We start from the raw sequence: 23,329 nt of genomic DNA on the forward strand, positions 1-23,329 counted from the left end.
ATGACCATTCGCACGATCACCGCACTGCCCGCACCGTCCTCACCGGCGCGCTTCACCGAATCCGCCCGCACGCCGCTGCGGGTCGGGCTGGTGCAGCACCGCTGGCGTCCCGATGCGGACGCACTGCGCACCGAATTGACCGACGCGATCGGTGAGGCCGCCGCACTCGGCGCCGAGGTGGTGTTCCTGCCGGAACTCACGTTGTCGAAGTACCCCGCCGACACCCGCGGGACCGGGACCCCCGGCCGCGACGCCGAGAACCTCACGACCGGACCCACGTACAGTTTCGCGGCCGCCGCCGCTGCCCGGCACGGCGTCTGCGTCCACGCTTCCCTCTACGAACGAGCCGACGGCCCGGACGGTCTCGGTTTCAACACCGCCATCCTCGTCGCCCCGTCCGGCGAATTGCTCTCCCGCACCCGCAAGCTCCACATCCCCGTCAGCGCCGGCTACTACGAGGACACCTACTTCCGCGGCGGTCCCGCCGACGACGCCTACCCCGTCTACCGCCCGGCCGAACTGGGCGGTGCCGCACTCGGTTTGCCGACGTGCTGGGACGAGTGGTTCCCCGAAGTCGCGCGGATGTATTCGCTCGGCGGCGCCGAGATCCTCGTCTACCCCACGGCGATCGGGTCGGAGCCGAGCGCCCCGTCCTTCGACACCCAGCCGATCTGGCAGCACGTGATCGTCGGAAACGGCATCACCAATGGCACATTCATGGTGGTCCCGAACCGCTGCGGCAACGAGGGCGGCATCGACTTCTACGGTTCCTCGTTCATCTCCGACCCATACGGCCGCGTGCTCGTGTCGGCTCCCCGCGACGAGGAAGCGGTCCTGGTGGCCGATCTCGACCTCGATCAGCGGAAGGACTGGCTCGATCTCTTCCCGTTCCTGACCACCCGCAGACCGGACACCTACACCCGGCTGACGGATTCCGTGGACCACGAGCACCCCTACGGACTTCCGACGACGGTATCGGCCTCGGAGACCCGGTCATGACCTGGCGGATGCCGAGCGAGACCGAACCGCAGGAACGGGTGTGGATGGCGTTCCCGCCCCTCGGGGCCTCGATGACCGCGACCGCGGACGACGCGCACGAGGCGCGAACCGCGTGGACGGCAGTCGCCCACACGATCGCCGAATTCGAACCGGTCACCATGGTCGTCGATCCGGCGGATCGGGACGTCGCCCGGCAGTACCTGTCCGCGGACATCGATGTGGTCGAGGCTCCCCTCGACGACGCCTGGATGCGCGACATCGGACCCACGTTCGTCCTCGACGAGGACGACCGACTCGGTGCCGTCGACTGGACGTTCAACGGCTGGGGACAACAGGAGTGGGCGACCTGGGATCGCGACCGGTCGATCGGCGCGGCCGTCACCCGGTGGTCCGGTGCGCGGCCGGTCCCGTCGACGATGGTCAACGAGGGCGGCGGGATCCAGGTCGACGGTCGCGGAACCGTGCTCGTCACCGAGACCGTGCAACTGGACCCGCTGCGCAACCCCGGCCTGGACGCGGCGGGAGTCGAGGCGGAACTCGCGCGCACGATCGGCGCCGAGCACGTCGTCTGGCTCCCCCGCGGCCTCACGCGAGATTCCGAGAAGTTCGGCACCAAGGGGCACGTCGACATCGTCGCGGCGCTGCCCGCACCCGGGGTGGCCCTCGTGCACTCCCAGCGCGACCGATCCCACCCCGACCACGAAGTGTCCGCCGAGATCCTGAAAGTTCTGTCCGACAGCCGTGACCGTTCCGGTGCGCCGTGGCGGATCGTCGAGGTACCGGCCCCGACGGTCCTGCATGACGAGGAGGGCTGGGTCGACTACAGCTACATCAATCATCTCGTCGTCAACGGCGGCGTCATCGCGTGTGGCTTCGACGACCCTCACGATGCCCTCGCCCGCGACATCCTGTCGAGCGTCTACCCCGGTCGCCGCGTCGTCACGGTCGATGCCCGGCAGATCTTCGCGCGGGGCGGCGGCATCCACTGCATCACCCAGCACCAGCCTCGCGGGCGGATCTAGCGGGCACTGTTCTCGCGGTCCACTTCCGCGAGCCGCCTCGCCAGGAATCGCCGGGTCGGTTCGTTCGCCGCCAGGCCGATCGCGGCGCGGTACTCCGCACTCGCCTCCGCGGGCCTGCCCGCTCGGCGCAGCAGGTCGGCGCGGGTCGCGTGCACGGTGTGCGTCCGCGCCAGCCTCGGCTCCCCGGCGAGCGCGTCCAACTCTGCGAGGCCGGCGTCGGGGCCGTCGCGGAAGCTCACTGCGACAGCACGATTGAGACGAACAGCGGGCGAGCCACCGTACGTGCCGAGTTCGTCGTATCCCGCGACGACGGCGTTCCAATCGGTGGCTGCCCAGTTCGGCGCCGTCGCGTGGGCGGCCGCGATCGTGGCCTGCGCGCCGTACGGACCCCCTCCCCTGCGCCGTGCGGCCCGCAGGCACACGACACCTTCCTCGATCTTCGCCCGGTCCCAGCGCCGACGGTCCTGCTCCTCGAGGGGGATGAGATCACCCACGACGTCAGTTCGCTGAGCGCGCCTGCTGTCGTGAAACAGCATGAGCGCCATCAGCGCCCACGCCTCACCCTCGTCCGGCATCAGCTCGCACAGCAACCGGCCGAGCCGCAGCGCCTCCTCGCAGAGTTCGTCCCGGATCGCGGTGTCGCCGGACGTCGCCGAATAGCCCTCGGTGAACACCAGATAAATGCAGGCGAGCACTTGCGGGGTGCGCTCGGGCAGCAGATGGTCGGGCGGGACCAGGAACGGGATACCGGCCGTCCGGATCTTCGACTTCGCACGGCTGAGCCGTTGGGACACGGTCGGTTCCGGGGCGAGGAACAACCGGGCGATCTCCGCGGGCCTCAACCCGGCCACCAGGCGGAGAGTCAATGCGACCTGCGACTCCGGGGACAGCGCGGGATGGCAGCACGTGAACATGAGCCGCAACTGATCGTCACGCACCGGCCACACCTCTTCCTCGTCCGGAGGGGGAACGAGCCGCGCCGCATCGTGCTCCTTGTCGCCGCGCAACGACTCCCGGCGCAGCCGGTCCAGTGCCCGGTTGCGGGCGACGGTCGTGATCCAGGCTCCAGGGTTCTTCGGCAGGCCCGCCTCCGGCCAGCTGCGGATCGCCTCGGCGAACGCCTCCTGCACCGCGTCTTCCGCGAGGGACAGGTCGCCGACCATCCGTGCCACGGTGGCCAGCGCCCGACCGGACTCCTCCCGGAAGACGCGGCTCAGCGTGTCGCCGTCCATTACTCGGCGTAGTCGACGATCTGCCGGAGTTCGATGCAGCCCTTCGGCGTCACCGGAATCTTCGCCGACAACGCGATCGCACTCTCCCGGTCGTCGGCTGCGAGCACGTACAGGCCGTTCGCGACCTCGGCTGTCTCGGCGAAGGGGCCGTCGGTGAGAAGAAGTTCCCCGTCCCGAACGCGGATCGTCGTCGCGGAGTCCGGCGGATAGAGGGCTCCTCCGCCACGCACCGCGGACCCGGCGAGCCGACCGAACTTCTCGTGCTCGGCCATTCCCTCGTCCCACTGGGGTGTGCCCGGCGCCACCGCCGCCGCCACCGGTTCGCGCAGCAGCGCCATCCAGCAACCTTTCTGATCGGTCACGGGCATCCACTCGAACATCGGCCACAACTCGATGATCGCCTCGGGAATGTGCCGCGCGACATTGAGCACCTCGTCCAAGTCCGGTCCCTCGAGAACGTAGAAACCGCCGACCACCTCCGCGGTCTCCGCGAACGGACCGTCCGTGATCAGCGCGCGGCCGTCCTCGTTCCGGATGGTCGCCGCCTCCGCGCTCGGGTACAGGGCACCACCTCCGACGATCGCGGAGCCCGCTCTCTCCGCGAACGCCTCGTGGCGTGCAACGGCCGCCGCGAACTCCGGACTGTCCGGTGCCCATTCGGTGGCGTTCTTCTCGTCCGCCAGCAATGCCAGGTAGTACATGAGGTCATCCTTCCTCGAAAAGAAGGAACTCGGGTGCTCCTTCTGACCAGACGACGAAGTAGCGGGGCGAACTTCGACACGTGCGGCGAGAGAACCGGCACCTGCGGGTGAAGAATGGACGACGAAGCCCTACCGACCACCAACTGTTCACCATCTGGCCACTTGATCGTGAGATAACGAGCCGTACGCATCACCACCCTCAGAGAAGGAATTCTGGATTGTCTCTCCAGTCGCCGACGGATTCGGACCTGTCGCTCCGTATACCCCGGGAATTCCTCCGCCGTGAATTCGCACCGGCGCCGCGCACTCTCGTCGACATCCTGTTCGCGACGGCCGAGGCGAACCCCGAAGCCCCGGCGATCGACGACGGCTCGACGTCGCTCACCTACCAGGAACTGCTCGAGGAGATCCGGCAGACCGCGGAGGTCCTGGCCGAATCAGGAGTCGGGGCCGGCGATCGCGTCGGAATCCGAATGCCATCCGGGTCCTGCTCGCTCTACGTCGCGATCCTCGCGACGCTCGCCGTCGGCGCCGCCTACGTGCCGGTCGACGCGGACGACCCCGAGGAACGCGCCGAACTCGTGTTCGGCGAGGCGCAGGTCCGGTGCGTGATGACCGGCACCGGGATCACCGCGGGTACCGCCCCCGACAGGGCCGAGTCGCCGAGCGCCCGTCCGCCGACCGTCGACGACGACGCCTGGATCATCTTCACCTCCGGTTCCACCGGCACCCCCAAGGGTGTCGCGGTGAACCATCGCAATGCGGCGGCGTTCGTGGATGCCGAAGCCCGGATGTTCCTTCAGGAAGACCCGATCCGGCCCGGCGATCGGGTGCTGGCCGGACTGTCGGTCGCGTTCGACGCGTCCTGCGAGGAGATGTGGCTCGCGTGGCGTCACGGCGCCTGCCTCGTTCCCGCGCCCCGGTCCCTGGTGCGCAGCGGCATGGACCTCGGCCCGTGGCTCGTCGCGCGCGATGTCAGCATCGTCTCGACGGTGCCGACCCTCGCGTCGCTGTGGCCCGCCGAGGCCCTCGAGGCCGTGCGCCTGCTGATCTTCGGCGGCGAGGCTTGCCCACCGGAGCTGGCGGAGCGTCTCGCCGTCGACGGACGCGAGGTGTGGAACACGTACGGGCCCACCGAGGCGACCGTCGTGGCGTGCGGCGCCCTGATGGACGGCAAGAGTCCGGTCAGTATCGGCCTCCCGCTCGACGGCTGGGACCTCGCGGTGGTCGACGCAACCGGTGAACCCGTCCCCGAGGGCGACGTGGGCGAACTGGTCATCGGCGGTGTCGGTCTGGCCCGGTACCTCGACCCGCAGAAGGACGCCGAAAAGTACGCACCGATGCCGACACTCGGCTGGGATCGCGCGTATCGCAGTGGCGACCTCGTCCGCCTCGACCGCCGCGGACTCCTGTTCCAGGGCCGCGCAGACGATCAGGTGAAACTCGGTGGCAGGCGGATCGAACTGGGCGAGGTCGACAACGCCCTGCAGAACCTTCCCGGGGTCGGCGGCGCCGCCGCGGCCGTGCGCAGGACCGGAGCCGGTCACCAGATCCTCGTCGGCTATCTGGCCAGCACCAACCCCGACTTCGACCTCAAGGCGGCGCACACCGCGCTCACCGAGCAACTGCCGGCGGCGCTGGTCCCCCGGTTGGTCCTGGTCGACGAACTGCCCACCCGCACGTCCGGCAAGGTCGACCGGAACGCCCTGCCCTGGCCCCCGCCAGGTATCGACGACGCCGCGGAGAAACTGGGTCTCGAAGGCACGCAGGCCTGGGTCGCGGGGCTGTGGACGGCGATTCTCGGCGCCGAGATCACGGGCCCCGACGACGACTTCTTCGAGCTCGGCGGCGGATCCCTCTCGGCGGCCCAGCTGGTCACGGCACTGCGCGAACGGTTCCCCGAAGTGACGGTCGCGCAACTCTACGACCATCCGCGGCTCGGTTCGCTCGCGGAATACCTCGACGAGCTGGCGCCGATCGACGCCGCCGAACCCCGCATCGTCACACCGACTCCGCGTCGGAGCCAGCTCGCGCAGATCGCGGCCACGGTTCCGCTCACCACGCTCACTGGCCTGCAGTGGGTCACGTGGCTGGCCATCGCGAACAACGCCTTCTCGTGGTTCACGACGGTGTCGTGGGCGCCCACGGTGTCGTGGTGGTGGATTCTGCTCGCGTTCTTCGCGTTCATCAGCCCAGTCGGCCGGATGGCGATCTCCGTGATCGGCTCACGGATCCTGCTGCGCGGACTCGAGCCGGGAACGTATCCCCGAGGCGGCAGCGAACACCTGCGACTGTGGGTGGCGCTGCGCCTGACCGAGGCCAGCGGCGCCGCGAACCTGTCTGGCGCGCCGTGGATGCTCTACTACGCGCGGGCGCTCGGCGCCACGGTCGGCAAGGGCGTAGACCTGCACACGCTGCCGCCGGTCACCGGCATGCTCGAGCTCGGCGACGGTTGCTCCATCGAACCCGAGGTCGACCTGTCCGGGCACTGGGTGGACGGCGACGTCGTCCACATCGGTGCGATCAAGATCGGTCCGGGTGCGTCGGTGGGCGCCCGGTCCACGCTGATTCCCGGCGCCACCATCGGGCGAAACGCCGAAGTCGAGGCAGGTTCCGCCGTGTTCGGACGCGTCAAGGCCAATCAGCACTGGGCCGGTTCACCGGCGGTCAAGGTCGGCAAGGCCGTCCACCCGTGGCCCGAGGAGACCCCGCGCCGCGCGGCGTACTGGGTTCCCGCGTTCGGCGTGACGTCGATGCTCATCGCCGGACTGCCGATCTTCGCCCTCGTCGCCGGCATCGTGGTCATCGGCTGGTGGATCCGCGACGCCGGCACGATCGGATCCGCCGTACTCCAGTCGCTGGTGGTCCTTCCCGTCGCGACGCTCGTCAGCCTCGCCGTATTCGCCCTCCTCACGGTCGTGTCCGTCCGGCTGCTGTCCATCGGGCTGCGTGAGGGTTACCACCCGGTCCGCAGTCGCATCGGCTGGCAGGTGTGGGCCACCGAACGACTCATGGACTCCGCCCGCACGTTCCTGTTCCCGCTGTATGCGAGCCTCCTGACGCCGGGATGGCTGCGGTTGCTCGGCGCCCGGATCGGCAAGAACGTCGAAGCGTCGACCGTCCTCATGCTGCCGAAGTTCACCACCGTGGCGGATGGCGCATTCCTCGCCGACGACACGATGATCGCGAGTTACGAACTCGGCGGCGGCTGGATGCACATCGAACACGCGAAGGTCGGCAAGCGCGCCTTCCTCGGCAACTCCGGGATGACCGGTCCGGGTCGGCGCGTGCCCAAGAACGGTCTCGTCGCTGTGCTCTCGGCCACGCCGTCGAAGGCGAAATCCGGTTCCTCCTGGCTGGGCAGTCCCCCGGTCCGTCTCCGCAGGGCGCCCGGCGACACCGACGCCTCCCGCACGTTCCGTCCCCCGGTCCGGCTCAAGATCGCCCGCGCGGTCGTGGAGACGTGCCGCCTCATCCCGGTGACGGTGACGTTCGGAATCGGCCTCGGTGTGCTGTTCGCGCTGCAGGTGATGGCTCACCACATCGGCTTCTGGCTCGCAGCGCTGGCCAGCGGTGTCGTCCTCCTCGTCGCGGGCGCGGTCGCCGGGCTGATCTCCGTGATCGCGAAGTGGCTGGTGGTGGGTCGGATCGGGAAGATCGAACACCCGCTGTGGAGTTCGTTCGTGTGGCGGAACGAGGTGTCGGACGCCTTCGTGGAGACCGTCGCCGCACCCTGGTTCGCCCGTGCCGCCACGGGCACCGCCGTCCTCAACGTCTGGTTGCGGGGTCTCGGAGCCACCATCGGCAAGGGTGTGTGGTGTGAAACCTATTGGCTCCCCGAGGCGGATCTCGTGACGTTGGGCGACGGCGCGACCGTGGAACGGGGGTGTGTCGTGCAGACTCACCTGTTCCATGATCGGATCATGTCCATGGACACCGTCATCCTCGGAGCCGGCGCCACCCTCGGCCCGCACTGTGTCGCGTTGCCCGCCGCCCGGATCGGCGAAGGCGCCACGGTCGGCCCGGCCTCACTCGTCATGCGCGGCGACACCGTGCCGCCGTCCACGCGGTGGCAGGGAAACCCGATCGCCCCTTGGGCGGCCACGTGAAGTCCGACAAGGGGATCGACGAGCCGGTCGACCCGTACCTCCCCCAGAACGGAAACCGCGGATACCGGGTGTCCCGGTACGAACTCGACCTCACCTACAAGGTTCACAGCAACCGGCTGGCAGGCAAGGCCACGATCACCGCGGTCACCACGGAGGCCCGCTCCCGGTTCGCCCTGGATCTGGCGTCCAACCTGCACGTCACGAAGGTCGCGGCCAACGGTTCCCGCAACACGAAGTGGTTGCACCGGAACGGCAAGCTGATCGTCACGCCCGCGCAGGCGATCCCCGCGGGCGGCGCCCTCGTGCTCACAGTCCAATACGGGGGTTCGCCGAAACCGATCCGCAGTGTGTGGGGTGAGGTCGGCTGGGAGGAGCTGTCCGAGGGCGCGCTCGTCGCCAGTCAGCCCAACGGGGCGGCGTCCTGGTTCCCGTGCGACGACCACCCGAGTTCGAAGGCGAGTTACCGCATCGCGATCACGACCGATTCGCCGTATTTCACGGTGGCCAACGGTGCGCTGGTCAGCAAGCAGACCCGGGCCAGCCAGACGACGTGGGTGTACGAGCAGACCGAGCCGATGGCGAGCTACCTGGCCACCATCCAGATCGGACCGTACGAACGCCGGAGCCTCGGTTCCGGCGGTGTGCCCATGTTCGCCGTCCATCCGCCGCGGCTGCGTCCGACGTTCGACGTGGACTTCGGCCGGCAGCCTCAGATGATGGACGTGTTCTCCCGGTTGTTCGGCCCCTACCCGTTCGCGGATTACACGGTGGTCGTGACGGACGACGAGTTGGAGATCCCGCTCGAGGCGCAGGGACTGTCGATTTTCGGCGCCAACCATTGCACCGGCCGGCGCTGGTCCGAACGTCTGGTGGCGCACGAACTGGCCCATCAGTGGTTCGGCAACAGCCTGACGCTCGGCCAGTGGCGGGACATCTGGCTGCACGAAGGCTTCGCCTGTTACGCGGAGTGGATCTGGTCGGAGAATTCCGGTGGACATTCCGCGCATCAGCTCGCCTTGCAGGCACATCAGGGCCTGGCCCGCAAACCACAGGATCTGGTGATCGCCGATCCGGGACCGCAGCTGATGTTCGACGACCGCGTCTACAAGCGCGGCGCTCTCACACTCCACGCCTTGCGACGCACGCTCGGCGACGACAAGTTCTTCGGGTTGCTGCGGCAGTGGACGCTGGCCCATCGCCACTCCACCGTCACGAGCGAGCAGTTCACCGACCTGGCCACCCACTACACCGACGAGCCGCTGCGCCGGCTGTGGGATTCCTGGCTCGGCGAGAAGACTCTGCCGCCGATGTGAGCTGCGCTCACTCCGGGTGCGGCAGGTGCGCGCGCCACTTCGTGAGGGCGAGCGCGAGACAGCCCGCGGCCGCGACCGCGCCGAAGACGAATATTCTCGGGTACGTCACCGCCGGGAACGTCTCGGACAGGTAGGCCATCACGGCGGGCGTCCCGAATCCCAGGTACGTGAGCGAGTAGAAGACGGCGGTCAGTCCGGCCAGGTCGTCCGGTCCCGCGATCCGCTGAATCTCCTGCAGTCCCGACACCATGGCCATGCCGTATCCGCAGCCGAGCACGACGGCGGCGGCGAGCGCGAGCGGAACGGTCAGCGCCGACGCGGCGATGGCGGCGACGCCCATTCCGGCGAGGACGACGACGAGTGACACCACGACGGCACGCGCGTTGCGGGGGGTGTCGATCTTGCGGCCGAGTGCCTGGATCGCGAATCCCGCCCCGAGGCCGACCATGCACATGAGCGCCGAGAACGCGAGCGGCAGCCCACCGGTGTTCCCGGACATCAGCGACGGCAGCACCGCGTAGGCGGCGGCCGCCGTACCGAACACCCAGGGTGCGAGCGGTGCGATCACGAACAGGAATCGCTTGTGGGCGGCGGACGGGATCGCGAGGTCGCGGGCGAGCGAGACTCGTTCGGACACCGGCTGGGCTGCCCGTGTCTCGGGGGCCCGCCACAGGGCGACGGCAGCGGCGACGGCGATCGCGCTGTGCACGACGTAGGACAGGACACTCGGCAGTGGCGCCCACTGCGCGAGGACGCCGGCGACGCCCGCGCCGAGGCCGAATCCGCCGGTCAGACTCATCGCTGCCCGTCGCGCACCGGCACCGTCCGTGGCCGCGGGATCCCACGGCGCGGAGGACAGTTGCTTCACCCAGCTGCCGCCGACGGCCATGCCGAGGCCGAGCGCGATACCGCACAGGACGCGGCCGACGATGAGCATCGCCGCGGAATCGGCGCCGAGGGCCAGGAGCGTGGAACCGGCGATCGTCAGGAACGGTGCCGGGAGCAGGATCGGCCGCCGTCCCAGCCGGTCGGAGAGTGGTCCGCCGAGGAGCAGGGCGGGCACGATCCCGACAACGTAGGCGAACAGGAACAGATCGACCGTGACCGGCGAGAAGCCGTGATCGGCGCGGTACATGCCGAGCAGCGGCGTGAATTCGTTGCCGCCCCACGCGACCGCGAACATGGTCGCGGCCACCAGCAGCCAGGCGCGCGGCGACGCGAGGGCCTCCGGCACCTCCATCGGGGATTCGCGGACGACGGTCATCGCGCAACTCCTCTCGGGTTGAGGGCGTGGACCTGGCGCATGTGGACGAGCACCGCGGCGTCGAACCCGGCGGCGTCCCCCGCTTCGACGAGTTCGGTCAGCTGCTCGTGGTCGGCGATGATCCTGGGCAGCTGTCCCGGGTCACGGGTGATCGAGTGTGCCGTCATGCGGCGCTGACGCTCGCGGATGCTGGAGTAGAACGTCGCGAGCAGCGGATTCTCGCCCGCCTCGACGATCATCCGATGGAAGTCGGCGTCGGCGGCGCTGAAGGCGGCGACGTCGCCGCGCTCGGCGATCTCCCGCTGCTCCACGAGGTTCTCGCGCAGGCGGGCGATGAGGAGTTCGCGGGCGTGGGGCTGGTCGGCCAGCACCCGGACGCTGTGCGTCTCGACGAGCTGGCGAGCGTCGACCACGTGTTCCGCCTCGCCGTCCGCGACGGGCACGATGAGCGCGCCCCGCTTCGGGTACAGCCGCATCCAGCCCTCGGACTCGAGCCGGAGAAAGGCTTCGCGCACCGGGGTACGGCTGAGCCCCATGCGTCCGGCGATCTCGCCCTCGCTGATCAGCTCACCGCCGGGAAGACCGCCCGACAGGATGAGCTCCTTGACCTCGCGATAGGCCTGCTCCGCGGCGGAATACAACATAGACACAAGATGTATTTATACTCCGGAGCCGGGTGCGGGTCTATGCGCGGACAGCCACTGTGAGCTCTATCTCCACGGGGGCGCCGGACGGCAGGGCGTACACGCCGATCGCGCTGCGCACCGGCAGCGCGTCGAGTCCCAGGCATTCGACCAGCACGTCGGACGCGCCGTCGGCCACCGCGGACAGTTCGCGGAAGTCCGGGGTACACGCGACGAAGACGCTCATGCGAAGGCACCGGGAGATGGCCGCCGTTCCGCCGACAGCCGCGGCGACGGCGGCGATCGCGTTTCTCGCCGCGACCCCGGCCGCCTCCCGGGCCCGCGGGATGTCCAGGTCGCGTCCGACGATGCCGGTAACCGTCAGCACCCCGTCGCGGCGTGGCGTCATGCCGGCGCTGTACGCGATCCCGTCGTGCACGACGGCCGGAATGTAGCGGCCCTGTGGCCGTGGGGCGGCGGCGAGGGGTTCCTGCTCAGACACCGAGTGCTATTCCTTCCTGGCGGGGGTCGGCGGCGCCGGACAGCAGGCCACGCGCTGCGTCGAGGGTGATGATCTGCGCGCTTCCACCGGCGGCCCACGGACCCTGCAGTGCGACGTCGTGACCCAGGCGCTCCAACTCGGTGCGCACCTCCTCCGGAATGCGGGACTCGCAGCGCAGTTCCGCCGGGCGACCGACCACATCGGCGTCACTGCCGGGGAAGACGGTGAAGCGGGGTGCCGCGACGGCCTCCGCGGGGTCGAGCCCGTGATCGAGCAGGTGCGAGATCAGTTGCATGTTCCATTGCACCTGCCCGTCCCCGCCCGGGGTGTTTCCGACGTGCAGGAGATTCCCGGACGTATCGGTGATCACCCACGCGTTGAGGGTGTGCAGCGGTTTACGCCGCGGCGCCGCGGCGTTGGGATGCCCCGGGATCAGATAGGCGCCGCGGCCGTATCGGTTGTTCAGCACCACTCCGGTGCCGGGGACGGTCATCTTGGCGCCGAACGTGAAGGCGAGCGAGTGGATGAAGCTGACGGCGCGTCCGTCGCAGTCCACCGCGACGGTCGAGGTGGTGTCTCCGGCGCTGACGCTGAAGGCGCCCGACGACGCCCGACGGCCGTCCAGCCGGTCCTTCGCCGCTCCGATCGCGGCCGGCTCGAGCACGGCCTTCCACCCGTCGTTGCCGGCACCGCACGTCGCGAACCGATCCTCGAAGGCCAGACGGGCTGCTCTCGCCATGCGATCGACGGCCGGAGCGGTGAGCCACGGGGAGAAGCCGACGACGCCGTCGTTCAGCGCCGCCTGTTGGAGCACCATCCATCCGGGGGTGGGCAGGGGTGTTTGGTGAACGACAGCACCGGCGTAGTTCCCGCTGATCGCGGCCTCCGGTCGCACGTCGGCGCCTGCCGCCCACTCGTCCCCGCCGAACGGCGCCCCACCGGCGCCGAGCGCCTCGACAGCCTGCCGAGCGAACGAACCGGTGTAGAAACCGTGCACGTCGCGCGCGAGCGCACGAATGGACCGGGCGAGGTCGCGCTGCGGCAGCAGCTCCCCGACCTGTGGCAACCGTCCGCCGGGGAGATACACCGCGCGCAGTCCGGGGTCGGCGGCGATCGCGGTCTGCGCTTCTCGAACGTCGTCGCGAGTCTTGGCCGAGCAGGGAAGCCCCTTCTCCGCTGCGCGCACCGCCGGCGCCCAGAGGTCCGTCAGCGAGCGCGTGGCGCCACCCGCGTGCAACGCGCCGAGGGCGGCCGGCGCCCCGGGAACCGCCACCGCCAGTGCCCCGTCGAGGGGAATCGACCGCAGCCCCCGTTCGGTGTAGAAGTCCACGTCACCGCCGTCGGGTCCGAAGCCGCTGCCCCCGACCGTCCACACCGATCCGTCCCGTTCGCGGACGACGGCGAACGCGTCACCGCCGATCCCGCATTGCCCCGGCAACGTCAGCCAGGTCATCGCGGCCATGGCCAGCGTCGCGTCGATGGCGTTGCCTCCGTCGGCCAGTACGCGGGCACCTACCGTGCTCGCCGCGGGATGACTGGACGAGACCATGCCGTCGGCGGAGAGGGTGGACGGTCGAGGGTTCACTTCATGCACCCCCGCGCGGCCCGCCGGCGCGGGATGGAACTGGTGTCGTCGGGGTCGATGCCGACGAAGATCTCGCCGTCACGTTCCTCGACCGGGTAGGTCTTGATCGCCACCGTCGCCGGTGGGCACACGGGTTCCCCGGTCTCCAGATCGAATACGCTTCCGTGGCAGGAGCATCCGATGCCGTCGTCGACGAGTTTCCCGGACGAGAGCAGGCAGTCCAGGTGCGTGCAGTAGTTGGAGGTGGCGTAGGCCTTCCCGTTCAGGCGGGCCACGGCGAATTCGTGGTCGCCGGCGAAGAAGCGGCGCACGATGCCTTCGGAAACCTGTCCGGAGCGCGCAACGCGAGTGAATTCCATGGTCTTCTCCCTCTGTCGACAGGTAGGTCTCAGACCGAAGGGCTGAGGTAGACGGTCTTTTCGGCTTGGTAGAACTGCATCATCGACTCGCCCGCCTGTTCCTTGTGGGTTTGCGTGCTCGACGCCTTGTAACCACCGAACGGCGCGTTCATGCTCATGCCGGTGGTGGGCTGATTGATCTTCACCAGACCCGATTCGGAACGGCCCGCGAACGCGAGTGCCTTGGTCACGTCGTTGGTGACGATTCCCGCGCTGAGCCCGAATTCCGTGTCGTTCGCGAGTGCGACCGCCTCGTCGAAGCCGGACGCCCGCAGGAAGACCAGCAGTGGCCCGAACACTTCTTCCGTGACCACCCGCATGTCGGGGCTGCCACCGGCGAACACGGTCGGGACGGCGAAATAACCGTTCCCACTGTCGAGACTTACTCCGCCACAGACCAGTTCGGCGCCTTCGTCGCGGCCAATCTGCACGTACTCGAGGAACTTCGAGAGCTGTCCCGCGCTCGCGAGAGCCCCCATGCCCACACCCGGGTCTGCGCCCGGGCCGACGGTGATCCCTTCGGCGAGTTCCACCACGCGGTCCAGCAACCGGTCGTGGATCGCGTCCACCGCGATCACCCGGCTGGTGCCCGTGCACGCCTGCCCGGACAAGCCGAAGGCGCCCTTGACGATCAGTGCGGCCGCCTTGTCCACGTCGGCGTCGCCCAGGACCACTACAGGGTTCTTGCCGCCCATCTCGAGCTGACTGCGGCGAGACGGACCCACTGCCGCATGGATCGCACGGCCCACGTGAGTGGATCCCGTGAACGTCACGGCATCGACGCGTTCGTCCGCCGCGACCGCGGCACCGGCACGACCGGAACCCTGGACGAGGGCGAGGGCGCCGGCCGGAAGTCCCCCGGCCAGCAGCGCCTCGACCAGTCGCTGTCCCATCAGCGGCGTGAGTTCGGACGGTTTGAACACCACGACGTTTCCTGCGGCCAGCGCCGGTCCGAGTTTGCGCGACGGAATGTTGAGCGGGAAGTTCCAAGGGGTGATCGCCCCGACGATTCCGACGGGTTCGCGCAGGGTGATGACGAGTCCCTCACCCGGGGTGGGGTACGTACTGCCGGTGGTGCGGAGCGCTTCACCGGCGTAGAAGCGCAGGTTCATCGGTGTGCGGCCGACTTCCATGGTCGCCTCGGCCAGGGTCTTGCCCTCCTCGCGGACGAGTTCGTCGACGAGTTCGCCTGCCCGCGCCTCGAGGTGTGCGGCCGCGGCCTCCAGGATCGCCGCGCGGCGTTCCGGGGGCGTCGCGGCCCACTGCGGCGCCACCTTGGCCAGCGCGCTGACGGCGGCATCCACGTCCGCCTCGGTCGAATCCGGGAACATGCCGATCACGTCGTCGTGATCCGCGGGATTGCGCCGCTCGAACGTCGCTCCGGAAGACGACGGGACCCACTGCCCGTCAATGAGATTGAGTCCTTCGATCATGACACAGTCACCAATTCCTCGTCGTCGTCCATCAGGTCGAACAGGTCGACGTCCTGATCCGCTAACCGGCCCGGCGCGATCGACCGGCCGATCAATTCTCTGGCCGCGCTGATCTCGTCGCCGCGGTCGAGTGCGAAGGCGCCGCGCACAACACCGCTGTCCAGATAGAAGGCGGTGAACTCGCCGCCGTCGGCGCTGCCGCGGAAGACCAGGTCGGTGTAGCGGGCGGTGCCGGTGAACTGGATGTTCTTGCCGAACTGGTCGGACCAGAACCAGTGCGCGGGGTCCACCACCCCGACGCGTCCGAGCATGAGGTTCGCGGTCGCCGCCCCCTGCTTGCTCGCGTTGTCGAAGTGTTCGACGCGAACGTGCCTGCCTGCCGCGTCGGAGAATCGCGCTGCCACGTCGCCGGCGGCGTAGACGTGTGGAATCGATGTCCGCCCCTGTGCATCCACGAGGATCCCGCCGTCGACGGCCAGTCCGGAGGCCTGTGCGACCTCGACGTTGGGGACGATCCCGATGCCCACCACCACGACGTCGGCCTGAAGCACCTCGCCGCCCTGGAGGGCGATGAGCACGCCGTCCGACCGGGTCGTCACGGTGTCGACCCGGACGCCGGCGCGGACGGTGACTCCGTTCTCCCGCTGCAATCGCGTGCAGACGTCGCCCATCTCGGCTCCGAGGATTCGGGCGAGTGGCACCGCGTCCGCCTCGAGAACGGTCACCTCGGCTCCCAGAGCCTGTGCAGTGGCGGCAATTTCGAGCCCGACGAAGCCTCCGCCGATCAGGACCAGGCCGATGCCGGGACGAAGGTGGGCGGCGAGCCGTTCGGCGTCGTCGATCGTCCTCAGGTAGTGCACCCGTTCGGACGCAGGCCCGTTCACCGGCATCGTGCGCGGTCTGCCGCCGGTCGCGACGAGCACGGCATCGGCCGCGATGCTCCGCCCGTCGGACAGGTCGACCGATCCGCCGCTCGGGTCGATCCGGGTCACCGTCGTGCCGGTGAGGAGTTCGACGTTCTGTTTCTCTCGCCACGCGTCGGGAAGCAGCATCAACGACTCGCGATCCTCCTGCCCGGCAAGGAATTCCTTGGACAGTGGTGGGCGCTGATACGGCGCGTGCGGCTCGTCGCCGACGAGGAGGATCCTGCCGTCGAACCCTCGGCGCCGCAGGGTGCGCGCCGCGACGGCAGCGGTCTGACCGGCGCCGATGGTGACGATGGTGTTCAACGTCATGGGGTCACTCGCTCTCTCAGTCGACTTCGGCGGGCGAAGTCGCGGTCTCGGCGTAATCGGGGCTGCGGGTGAGATCCACGTAGACGACGTCGTCCTCGACCTTCACCGCGTAGGTCGGCTGGCACAGGTCCTGGTCTTCCTCGTAGCCGGTGTCGAGGTCGAACGCCCACTGGTGGCCCGGGCAGATGACCCGCCCGTGCAGCAGGGTGCCTTTCGCCAGTGACCGATCCTGATGGATGCACAGATCACGAAAGGCGTAGATCCGGTCGTCGGCCTGGAACAGGGCGACCGCGGTGTCCCCGACCTCGACGCGAAGCTTCCGGCGGCGGCCGAGCTCACGCACGGTGACCAGCCGGGTCCAGTTCGTCTCCATCGTTCTCTCCTGTCGGGCGAGATGCCTGCGTCCGGAGGGGCCCGATGTGGGCCCCTCCCTTCGCACGGTCAGGCGGTCGCGAGCTCGAGGTCGGTCGCCACGTACGTGTCGTAGAGTCCCTTCGTGTACGAGAAGCGCATCTCGGCTCCCCACTGCACGAGTTGCAGGCAACGCTGCTGCAGTTGCGGGGTATCCGCGTGGTCGAGCACGATCTGGTATCCACGCTCACCGTGCACGACGTCCGACGTGATGTGCAGGTCGAAGAATTCGATCTCGTCCTCGGTGAACCCGTACACCTCACGCAGAGGGATGATCTGCTTCTTGTAGATGCTCGGTACCTGCGACTCGAGTCCGACGACGAGCGCGGCGGTGGCCACGACGAAGTGCTCACGCTGCGAGACCGCGTAGCACCAGGACTGCAGACCACGGGTGATCGCGTTCATGTTCGACGGATCCTCGACACGTTCCTTCGTGGTGCCGCACGCCTCGGCGAACTTGATGAGGAGGTCGGTGTGCCGGATGTCGGCCAGTTCCTCCTCGTACATGTTCTGGAGGGTGAAATCCTTTGCATTGGTGAAGGTGTCGGGGGTGTTCGAGTAGATGTTCGCGAGGTAGTCGGCGAAGGGGCCGACGTAGTGGTAGTGGTTCTCCGCCCACCGCGCGAAATGGTGCTTCTCGAGCTTGCCCTCGGCCCACGCCTTGCTGAACGAGGCGTTCTTCGCCTCGCGGCCCTTGATGGCGTTCTCCAGAGCTGCGCGGAAATCGTCCCTGCCTAGAAGTTCGGTCATGATGTGCCTCGTCTTCCTCGAGTATGAGAATGGTTGGGGATGCTCCGACTGGAGTGAATTCGACGTTATCGACTCACGGCCTGCCCGACCACGGTCGAAGTGACTGCGTTGGAAGGGTTTCGATGTGCACATTGTCGGCACATCGTGTCCATTCAGCTGGGTACTGCGGCGAGGGCTTCGAACTCGGCCAGCATCGCCGCTCCGACTGCCTTGTCCTGCTTGCCGTTTCCGCCGCTGATGCCTATGCCGCCGACGATCTGGCCGTCGAAGACGAGGGGAAATCCACCGACGAACACCGCGAACTTGCCCGGCAGCATCTGGCTGATGCCGAATGCCTCGTTCCCGGGCAACGCCGGACCGTCGGGAGCCTCGTTGAACAGGTGCGTTGCCCGTTCGTGGCCGGCAGCGGTGAACGCTTTGGCGATCGCGATGTCCACGCCGGTGAGGCGCGCTCCCGGCAGTCGGTGCAGGGCGAGCACGTTGCCGCCGTCGTCGCAGACGCACAGGGTCTGCTTGACGCCGATTTCCTCGGCCTTCGCGCGTCCCGCGGCGAGCAGTGGGAGTGCGTCGTCGAGGGTGATTCGGTGAACCTGATGCATTGTCTTCTCCGTTGCGTATTCGGGAGGAAGTGATGCACCGATTTCTATCACCGTCATCACCGGCGGAACCATGGTCAAAATATCCGGCAATCTCGGCGAAATCAGGGCATAGTGCATAGGCAGTGCAGGTGCGCGCTCCGCCATACTGCACTTTTCGATGCCACCCGAGGAGGGTCCGTAGTGGACGACACCACGACACCGAACGCGGAGGACGAACGACTGTCGTTACGCGGCCTCCTGGAAGAGCCCCTGCTCGCGTCGGCCCGGCTGCTGTCCGGCACGGACGCCCCGAGCGGCCCGGTGACGTGGTGCCTGCCGTGGGGTGAGGTGATGAGCCGGCCCGATTCCCTCGCCGAGGTCGCTGTGTACACCCGGCCGGAAACCCTGTCCGCGCACGGACGTGAACTCGAATCGCTGGTGGCACGGGGAGCCGGGGTCCTTCTCGTCGACGGGTCGGCGCCCGCGGGCACGGTCTGGCCGACCGGACTCACGGTCGTGGAGCTGGGATTTCCCGTCGGTTTCACCGCACTCAACCGGCTTCTCGCCGAGCGCGCACTCACCCAGGAAGCGCACGTGATGCGCTATGCCCTCACCGTGCACCAGTCGCTCGCAGGGTTGCTGCACCGCGGAGCGGGCCTGCCGATGCTGATCCGCGAGGTGGCGACGCTGACCTCGGACGTCGCCGTCGCCCTGGACGTCCGGGGGCGGCTCCTCGCCCACGCGGGCCTCCCGGACACCGAGGACACGGGCACCGTCGCCCTGCTGGAGGCTCTCGCGGACGCCCTGCCGCGGCTCGAGGAATCACCACCGGCACGAATGCACAACGTTCACGTGCTCCGCCTGGAGCATCCGGACGGACTGTTCGCGCCCACGACGGCAGTCGCCGGGGCCATGCAGCTGGCCGGCCGCTACGAGGGCTGGATCGTGGTCGTCGTGCCCGGGGCGAACCCCCGCAGGCACGACATCGCACAGCACCGGGTGGTCGTCGAACAGGCCGGGACGATCATCGGCACCGAGATGCTCCGGCAGCGGAGCGTGGACGAGGCCGAGGAGCGGGCCCGCGGCGACTTCGTCCAGGCTCTGGTGCACGGCAACTTCGCCAACGACCACGACCTGCGCACCCGGGCCGCGCTGCACGAGATCGATCTGGACCTGCACTACATCGTGTTCGTCGCGCCCGGCCTCGTCGACCGGGCGTCGGGACGGCCCGGCGCGAGCATGGTCCGGCTGGCACGGTACGCCGCCGGCGTCCTCCCACGTCCGGGCGTACGTTCCCACGTCACCGTCATCGGCGACGTGCTCGTGGTGATCCGCTCGTTGACTTCCGTCGACACACCCGGCGTCGAATCCGAGATCAGCGAGTACGCGCACGCCATGTCGCTCGATCTCGAAACCCGTTTGGGTCAGCGGATCCCGGTGGCCCACGGACGTCCCGCGGCGGGCGCCCGCGGTATCGGGGAAAGCTACCGCGAAGCCCGCATCACTCTGGGCATCGCCCAGCGGCTCGGGCTGTCCGGTTCGGTGGCGTACAACGACCTGCGCGGGTTCAGTGTGCTCGCCCGCGCGACCGACACCGACGAGAGCCGACGGCTCATCCGTGACGTCCTCGGTCCCCTCCGGGCGTCGAGTTCGCAGGCCGACACCGAGGAGTTGTTGTTCGCCTACCTCGAGGAGGGCGGCAACATCAACGCGGCCGCGCGGCGTCTCCGGATCCACCGGAACACGATGATCGCCAAGCTCGATCGCACGTCACGGCTCATCGGCATGGACATCCGGGAACCCGAGAACCAGTTCACGCTGTGGCTGGCCCTCCGTCTCGATCTGCTCTCCCAGGTGCAGGACACCGTCAACCACGAGATCGTGACCCGCTAGCCCTCAGACGGCCGCCGGGTTCTCGCCTGCGAACGTCCCGGCGAGTCCGGCGAGCACGACGAGTGCCGCCACGGCGAACAGCAGTCCGTACGGATCGGCCGCCAGGTGCGCGGCCACGCCCACCCAGGCGGCGCCCACCGCCGAGCCACCGAAGCGGATGAGGTTGAACAGTCCCAGACCGGTTCCGACGGCCCCCGCGGGCGATCGGGTCGAACCGGCCGCGGCGGGCGTCTGGACCATGCCGATCCCCACTCCGGCGACGACGAGCACGGCGCCGACGGCGATCGGGTTCCGGACATCGGCGGACAACGTGATCGCCAGTGCGACTTGACTACTGATCAACACCACCAGGCCGGACCGCATCACCACCCGGGCCCCGATCCTGTCGACGAGACGCCCGACGACCGGCGCCACGCACGTCATGACGACCGGCAGCACGAAGAGCATCAGCCCCGCCTGTGTGGTGGAACTGCCCGAGCCCGTCAGGTAGAGCGGAAGCGCAAGCAACAGCGCGCCCAGCGCGAACATCTGGGTGAAGGCGGCGAGAGCGCTACGCAGGAACCGCGATTCGATCACCAGGTCGATGGGCACGAACGGGTTCGCCGCCCGCCGGCAATGGACCACGAACCCCGCCGCGACGACGGCTCCGCCGCCGATCGTCGCGATGCTGACCCAGACGGGAACCTGCTCCATCGAGACGGTCGTGAGGCCGAGGATCAGCAGGACCGCTCCGAGCGTGACGGTGAACGCCCCGATCACGTCGAGCCGCATCTTCTTGCCTGGGTAGCGCGGGATGTAGCGGAGGGTTGCGGCGAACCCGATCAGCGCGACCGGCACCAGTGGCACGAAAGCCCACCGCCAGCCCCACCAGTCGCTGACGATTCCGCCCATCGACGGACCGACGGCCTGACCGATCCCGTTCACCGCCGCCCAGGCGCCGACGGCACGCGCCCGCCGCGCGGGCCCGAACAGCCACGCGATCAGGCCCATGACCGCAGGCGCGAACGCGGCCGCGGCGATCCCGCCGAGCGACCGCCAGATCACGAGCACGGGCAGGGAGGGCGCGAGCGCCGCGCCGAGCGAACAGACCGCGGTTCCCAGCAGGGCGGCGCAGTACACGCGTCGGCGACCGAACCGGTCCCCGATCCACCCGGCCAGCGGCATCGTCGCCGCGAAGGTGAGGAGGAATCCGACGACGACGAAGATGCCGCTGCCGAGGCCGGCATCGAAGTCCGTGAGGATCGCGTTCAACGGGACGTTGACGATGTTGTTGCTGACCGTGCCGACGAACGTTCCGGCGAGCAGCGCCGCCAGTGCGGGCGACGTGCCGGGTCCGCGTTCGTCCCCCGCGGTTGCAGTCTGAGCCTGACCGACCGCCGTGTTCATAGAGTCCACTTTCATCCGAGAATTCGCGTTCCGGCGTTGCCAGTTCTCGCCGGAAACCCTTGCCGCACTCCGCCCACCCAAATTTGGTTAGGCAAACCTAATTATGAACACTGGATTCCGTGAAATGGCCTCTGCCGAGCATTCCTTTACTTGCGCGTGACAACAAGCAATCCCGGCGAAAAATGCCGGGCACAATGCACAAATACGCTGGTTATCGATGTGCACTCTGGACGTTGACCCTGGAAAACGCCCCGCGCAGTATCACTGCACTGTGACTAGTGCCACTAGTCTGTACCTATTTCGAAGGGGCGCACCGTGGATGTAAGTCTCACCGCCGCACATTGGGTGTATCTCGGAGGAATCATCGTCATCCTCGGGACGATGCTCATGCGGAAGAACATCGTCGTCCCCGCCGTCATCGGCACGTTCCTGACCGCCTTCGTGTTCTCCGACAGCCTCGTCACCGGTCTCGCGTCGATTTTCAACGCGAGCCTCGTCGCCGCCCGCGAGCTGTTCAACATCTTCCTGATCATCTCGTTGGTGACGGCGATGCTCGGCGCCCTCCGGCAGATGGGAGCCGACCGGTTGATGGTTGCCCCGTTCCGGCGCGTCATGCGCGGCGGCACCAGCAGCTTCATCGTCCTGGCCGTCGTCACCTACACGATCTCGCTGTTCTTCTGGCCCACCCCCGCGGTTCCGTTGATCGGAGCCGTCCTCATCCCCGTCGCCATCCGCGCCGGCCTCCCCCCGATGGCGGTCGGCATGGCAATCGCGATCTGCGGGCAGGGCATGGCGCTGTCGTCCGACTACATCATCAAGGTGGCGCCGGGTCTGTCGGCGAAGTCGGCGGGAGTCGATCCGGACGTCGTCGCGGACCGCGCCCTGGTGATGTCCCTGATCGTCGGTCTCACCGCGCTCCTCATCGCCTACTTCACGCAGCGCAGGCACATGCGCCGCCCCGCACCGGAACTGCTCACCGACTGGGAGTCACGCGCGGAGAGCGACTTCGGCAAGCCAGGCGGCGACGCCCCCGAGGGCGGTGCGACCCCCACCGGCGGCGCGATCGATCGCGCACCGGCCGAAGCGGCGACGAGTGCCGCTCTCCCGACGACGACGGCCGTCCTCGCCGAACCCGTCACGGCTTCCGCCCGGCAGGTCATCGACGACACGTTCAAGAGCATCCGTGCCGCAAAGACTTTCGCAGTACTCGTGCCCACCGCATACCTGGCATTCATCGTCTACCTCATGGTCGGCAAGTTCACCGCTCTGGTGCCCGATCTCAAGGGCGGCGACGCGGCGGCGATGGTCGGCGGCATCGCCGCGCTCATCCTGTTCGCCGCTGCCGCGACCAACGACAAGAGGGGTTTCCTCGAGACGACGTCCGAGCATCTGATCGACGGCCTGGTCTTCGCGTTCAAGGCCATGGGCATCGTGATCCCGATCGCCGGATTCTTCTTCATCGGCAACGGTGACTTCTCCGCCGCCATTCTGGGACTTCCCGCGGACGTGACCGGTCCGACGCTGCTCTTCGACCTGGTGAACGCCGCGCAGTCCCACCTGCCGCAGAACGTGTTCGTCACGTCGTTCGGCATTCTCGCCATCGGAATGATCGCGGGCCTCGAGGGCTCCGGATTCACCGGGCTGCCGCTCACCGGTTCGCTCGCGGGCGCGCTCGGGCCCGCTGTCGGGATGGATCCGGCAACCCTGGCGGCGATCGGTCAGATGGGGAACATCTGGTCCGGCGGCGGAACGCTCGTCGCCTGGTCGTCGTTGATCGCGGTGGCCGGCTTCGCCCGTGTGCCCGTCCTCGAACTCGCCCGGAAGTGTTTCGTGCCCGTGGTGTCCGGCCTGGTGCTGTCCACCGCGCTGTCCGTGCTCATCTTCTGACGGCTCGA

Annotated in this window: 19 protein-coding genes; 6 read left to right on the plus strand and 13 right to left on the minus strand. The window is 68.5% G+C overall.

What is annotated here, in order from left to right; translation table 11 throughout:
• Positions 1-999 (plus strand): nitrilase-related carbon-nitrogen hydrolase, encoded by a 999-nt coding sequence (locus tag GO592_RS27760; RefSeq protein WP_007301485.1) that lies wholly within the window; start codon positions 1-3, stop codon positions 997-999.
• On the plus strand, positions 996-2,021 hold the full coding sequence (locus GO592_RS27765) for an agmatine deiminase family protein (RefSeq protein ID WP_007301484.1): 1,026 nt from the start codon (positions 996-998) through the stop codon (positions 2,019-2,021). Before GO592_RS27760 ends, GO592_RS27765 begins: the two co-directional genes overlap by 4 nt.
• Here the strand turns inward: GO592_RS27765 and GO592_RS27770 are convergent.
• A complete protein-coding gene (locus GO592_RS27770; protein ID WP_007301483.1) occupies positions 2,018-3,253 on the minus strand; it encodes an RNA polymerase sigma factor in 1,236 nt (411 codons plus the stop codon). The two genes, GO592_RS27765 and GO592_RS27770, sit on opposite strands and share 4 nt — an antisense overlap.
• Positions 3,253-3,954 (minus strand): YciI family protein, encoded by a 702-nt coding sequence (locus GO592_RS27775; RefSeq protein ID WP_007301482.1) that lies wholly within the window; start codon positions 3,952-3,954, stop codon positions 3,253-3,255. Before GO592_RS27775 ends, GO592_RS27770 begins: the two co-directional genes overlap by 1 nt.
• A 218-nt stretch (positions 3,955-4,172) precedes the next feature.
• Here GO592_RS27775 and GO592_RS27780 point away from each other — a divergent pair, with 218 nt between their 5' ends.
• Complete coding sequence (locus GO592_RS27780) at positions 4,173-8,063, plus strand: Pls/PosA family non-ribosomal peptide synthetase (protein ID WP_007301481.1); 3,891 nt, start codon at positions 4,173-4,175, stop codon at positions 8,061-8,063.
• Complete coding sequence (locus GO592_RS27785) at positions 8,060-9,376, plus strand: M1 family metallopeptidase (protein ID WP_193385514.1); 1,317 nt, start codon at positions 8,060-8,062, stop codon at positions 9,374-9,376. Before GO592_RS27780 ends, GO592_RS27785 begins: the two co-directional genes overlap by 4 nt.
• A gap of 7 nt (positions 9,377-9,383) precedes the next feature.
• Here GO592_RS27785 and GO592_RS27790 read toward each other — a convergent pair whose 3' ends face one another.
• The 10 genes from GO592_RS27790 to GO592_RS27835 all read right to left on the minus strand — a co-directional run bounded on the left by GO592_RS27790 (position 9,384) and on the right by GO592_RS27835 (position 18,176).
• The gene (locus GO592_RS27790; RefSeq protein ID WP_007301479.1) at positions 9,384-10,640 is read right to left on the minus strand and encodes an MFS transporter; all 1,257 of its coding nucleotides are present in this window, start codon (positions 10,638-10,640) and stop codon (positions 9,384-9,386) included.
• On the minus strand, positions 10,637-11,284 hold the full coding sequence (locus GO592_RS27795; protein ID WP_007301478.1) for a GntR family transcriptional regulator: 648 nt from the start codon (positions 11,282-11,284) through the stop codon (positions 10,637-10,639). Before GO592_RS27795 ends, GO592_RS27790 begins: the two co-directional genes overlap by 4 nt.
• 40 nt (positions 11,285-11,324) lie before the next feature.
• Positions 11,325-11,765: a RidA family protein gene (locus GO592_RS27800; protein WP_007301477.1), complete on the minus strand. Its 441-nt coding sequence runs from the start codon at positions 11,763-11,765 to the stop codon at positions 11,325-11,327.
• Entirely contained in the window at positions 11,758-13,350 is a 1,593-nt protein-coding gene (locus GO592_RS27805) for a gamma-glutamyltransferase family protein (RefSeq protein WP_007301476.1), read from the minus strand. Before GO592_RS27805 ends, GO592_RS27800 begins: the two co-directional genes overlap by 8 nt.
• Positions 13,347-13,709, minus strand: a complete 363-nt coding sequence (locus GO592_RS27810) for a Rieske (2Fe-2S) protein (protein ID WP_005262088.1) — start codon at positions 13,707-13,709, stop codon at positions 13,347-13,349. The genes GO592_RS27805 and GO592_RS27810 overlap by 4 nt, the downstream gene beginning before the upstream one ends.
• 29 nt (positions 13,710-13,738) lie before the next feature.
• Entirely contained in the window at positions 13,739-15,181 is a 1,443-nt protein-coding gene (locus GO592_RS27815) for an aldehyde dehydrogenase family protein (protein WP_007301475.1), read from the minus strand.
• Entirely contained in the window at positions 15,178-16,416 is a 1,239-nt protein-coding gene (locus GO592_RS27820) for an NAD(P)/FAD-dependent oxidoreductase (protein WP_007301474.1), read from the minus strand. The genes GO592_RS27815 and GO592_RS27820 overlap by 4 nt, the downstream gene beginning before the upstream one ends.
• A gap of 16 nt (positions 16,417-16,432) precedes the next feature.
• The gene (locus tag GO592_RS27825; protein WP_005245022.1) at positions 16,433-16,789 is read right to left on the minus strand and encodes a Rieske (2Fe-2S) protein; all 357 of its coding nucleotides are present in this window, start codon (positions 16,787-16,789) and stop codon (positions 16,433-16,435) included.
• Between the two features lie 68 nt (positions 16,790-16,857).
• On the minus strand, positions 16,858-17,577 hold the full coding sequence (locus tag GO592_RS27830) for a TenA family transcriptional regulator (RefSeq protein WP_005245024.1): 720 nt from the start codon (positions 17,575-17,577) through the stop codon (positions 16,858-16,860).
• Positions 17,578-17,729: 152 nt separating this feature from the next.
• A complete protein-coding gene (locus GO592_RS27835; protein ID WP_005262083.1) occupies positions 17,730-18,176 on the minus strand; it encodes a GlcG/HbpS family heme-binding protein in 447 nt (148 codons plus the stop codon).
• A 180-nt stretch (positions 18,177-18,356) separates the two neighbouring features.
• Between GO592_RS27835 and GO592_RS27840 the strand changes: the two genes are divergently transcribed.
• Positions 18,357-20,048 (plus strand): PucR family transcriptional regulator, encoded by a 1,692-nt coding sequence (locus GO592_RS27840; RefSeq protein WP_007301473.1) that lies wholly within the window; start codon positions 18,357-18,359, stop codon positions 20,046-20,048.
• A gap of 3 nt (positions 20,049-20,051) precedes the next feature.
• Here GO592_RS27840 and GO592_RS27845 read toward each other — a convergent pair whose 3' ends face one another.
• Complete coding sequence (locus GO592_RS27845) at positions 20,052-21,434, minus strand: MFS transporter (protein ID WP_007301472.1); 1,383 nt, start codon at positions 21,432-21,434, stop codon at positions 20,052-20,054.
• Between the two features lie 315 nt (positions 21,435-21,749).
• Between GO592_RS27845 and GO592_RS27850 the strand changes: the two genes are divergently transcribed.
• Positions 21,750-23,321: a hypothetical protein gene (locus GO592_RS27850; RefSeq protein WP_039953096.1), complete on the plus strand. Its 1,572-nt coding sequence runs from the start codon at positions 21,750-21,752 to the stop codon at positions 23,319-23,321.
• Positions 23,322-23,329 lie beyond the last annotated feature (8 nt).

It is taken from the genome of Rhodococcus sp. 21391 (assembly GCF_016772255.1).
Lineage (GTDB): Bacteria > Actinomycetota > Actinomycetes > Mycobacteriales > Mycobacteriaceae > Rhodococcus_F > Rhodococcus_F opacus.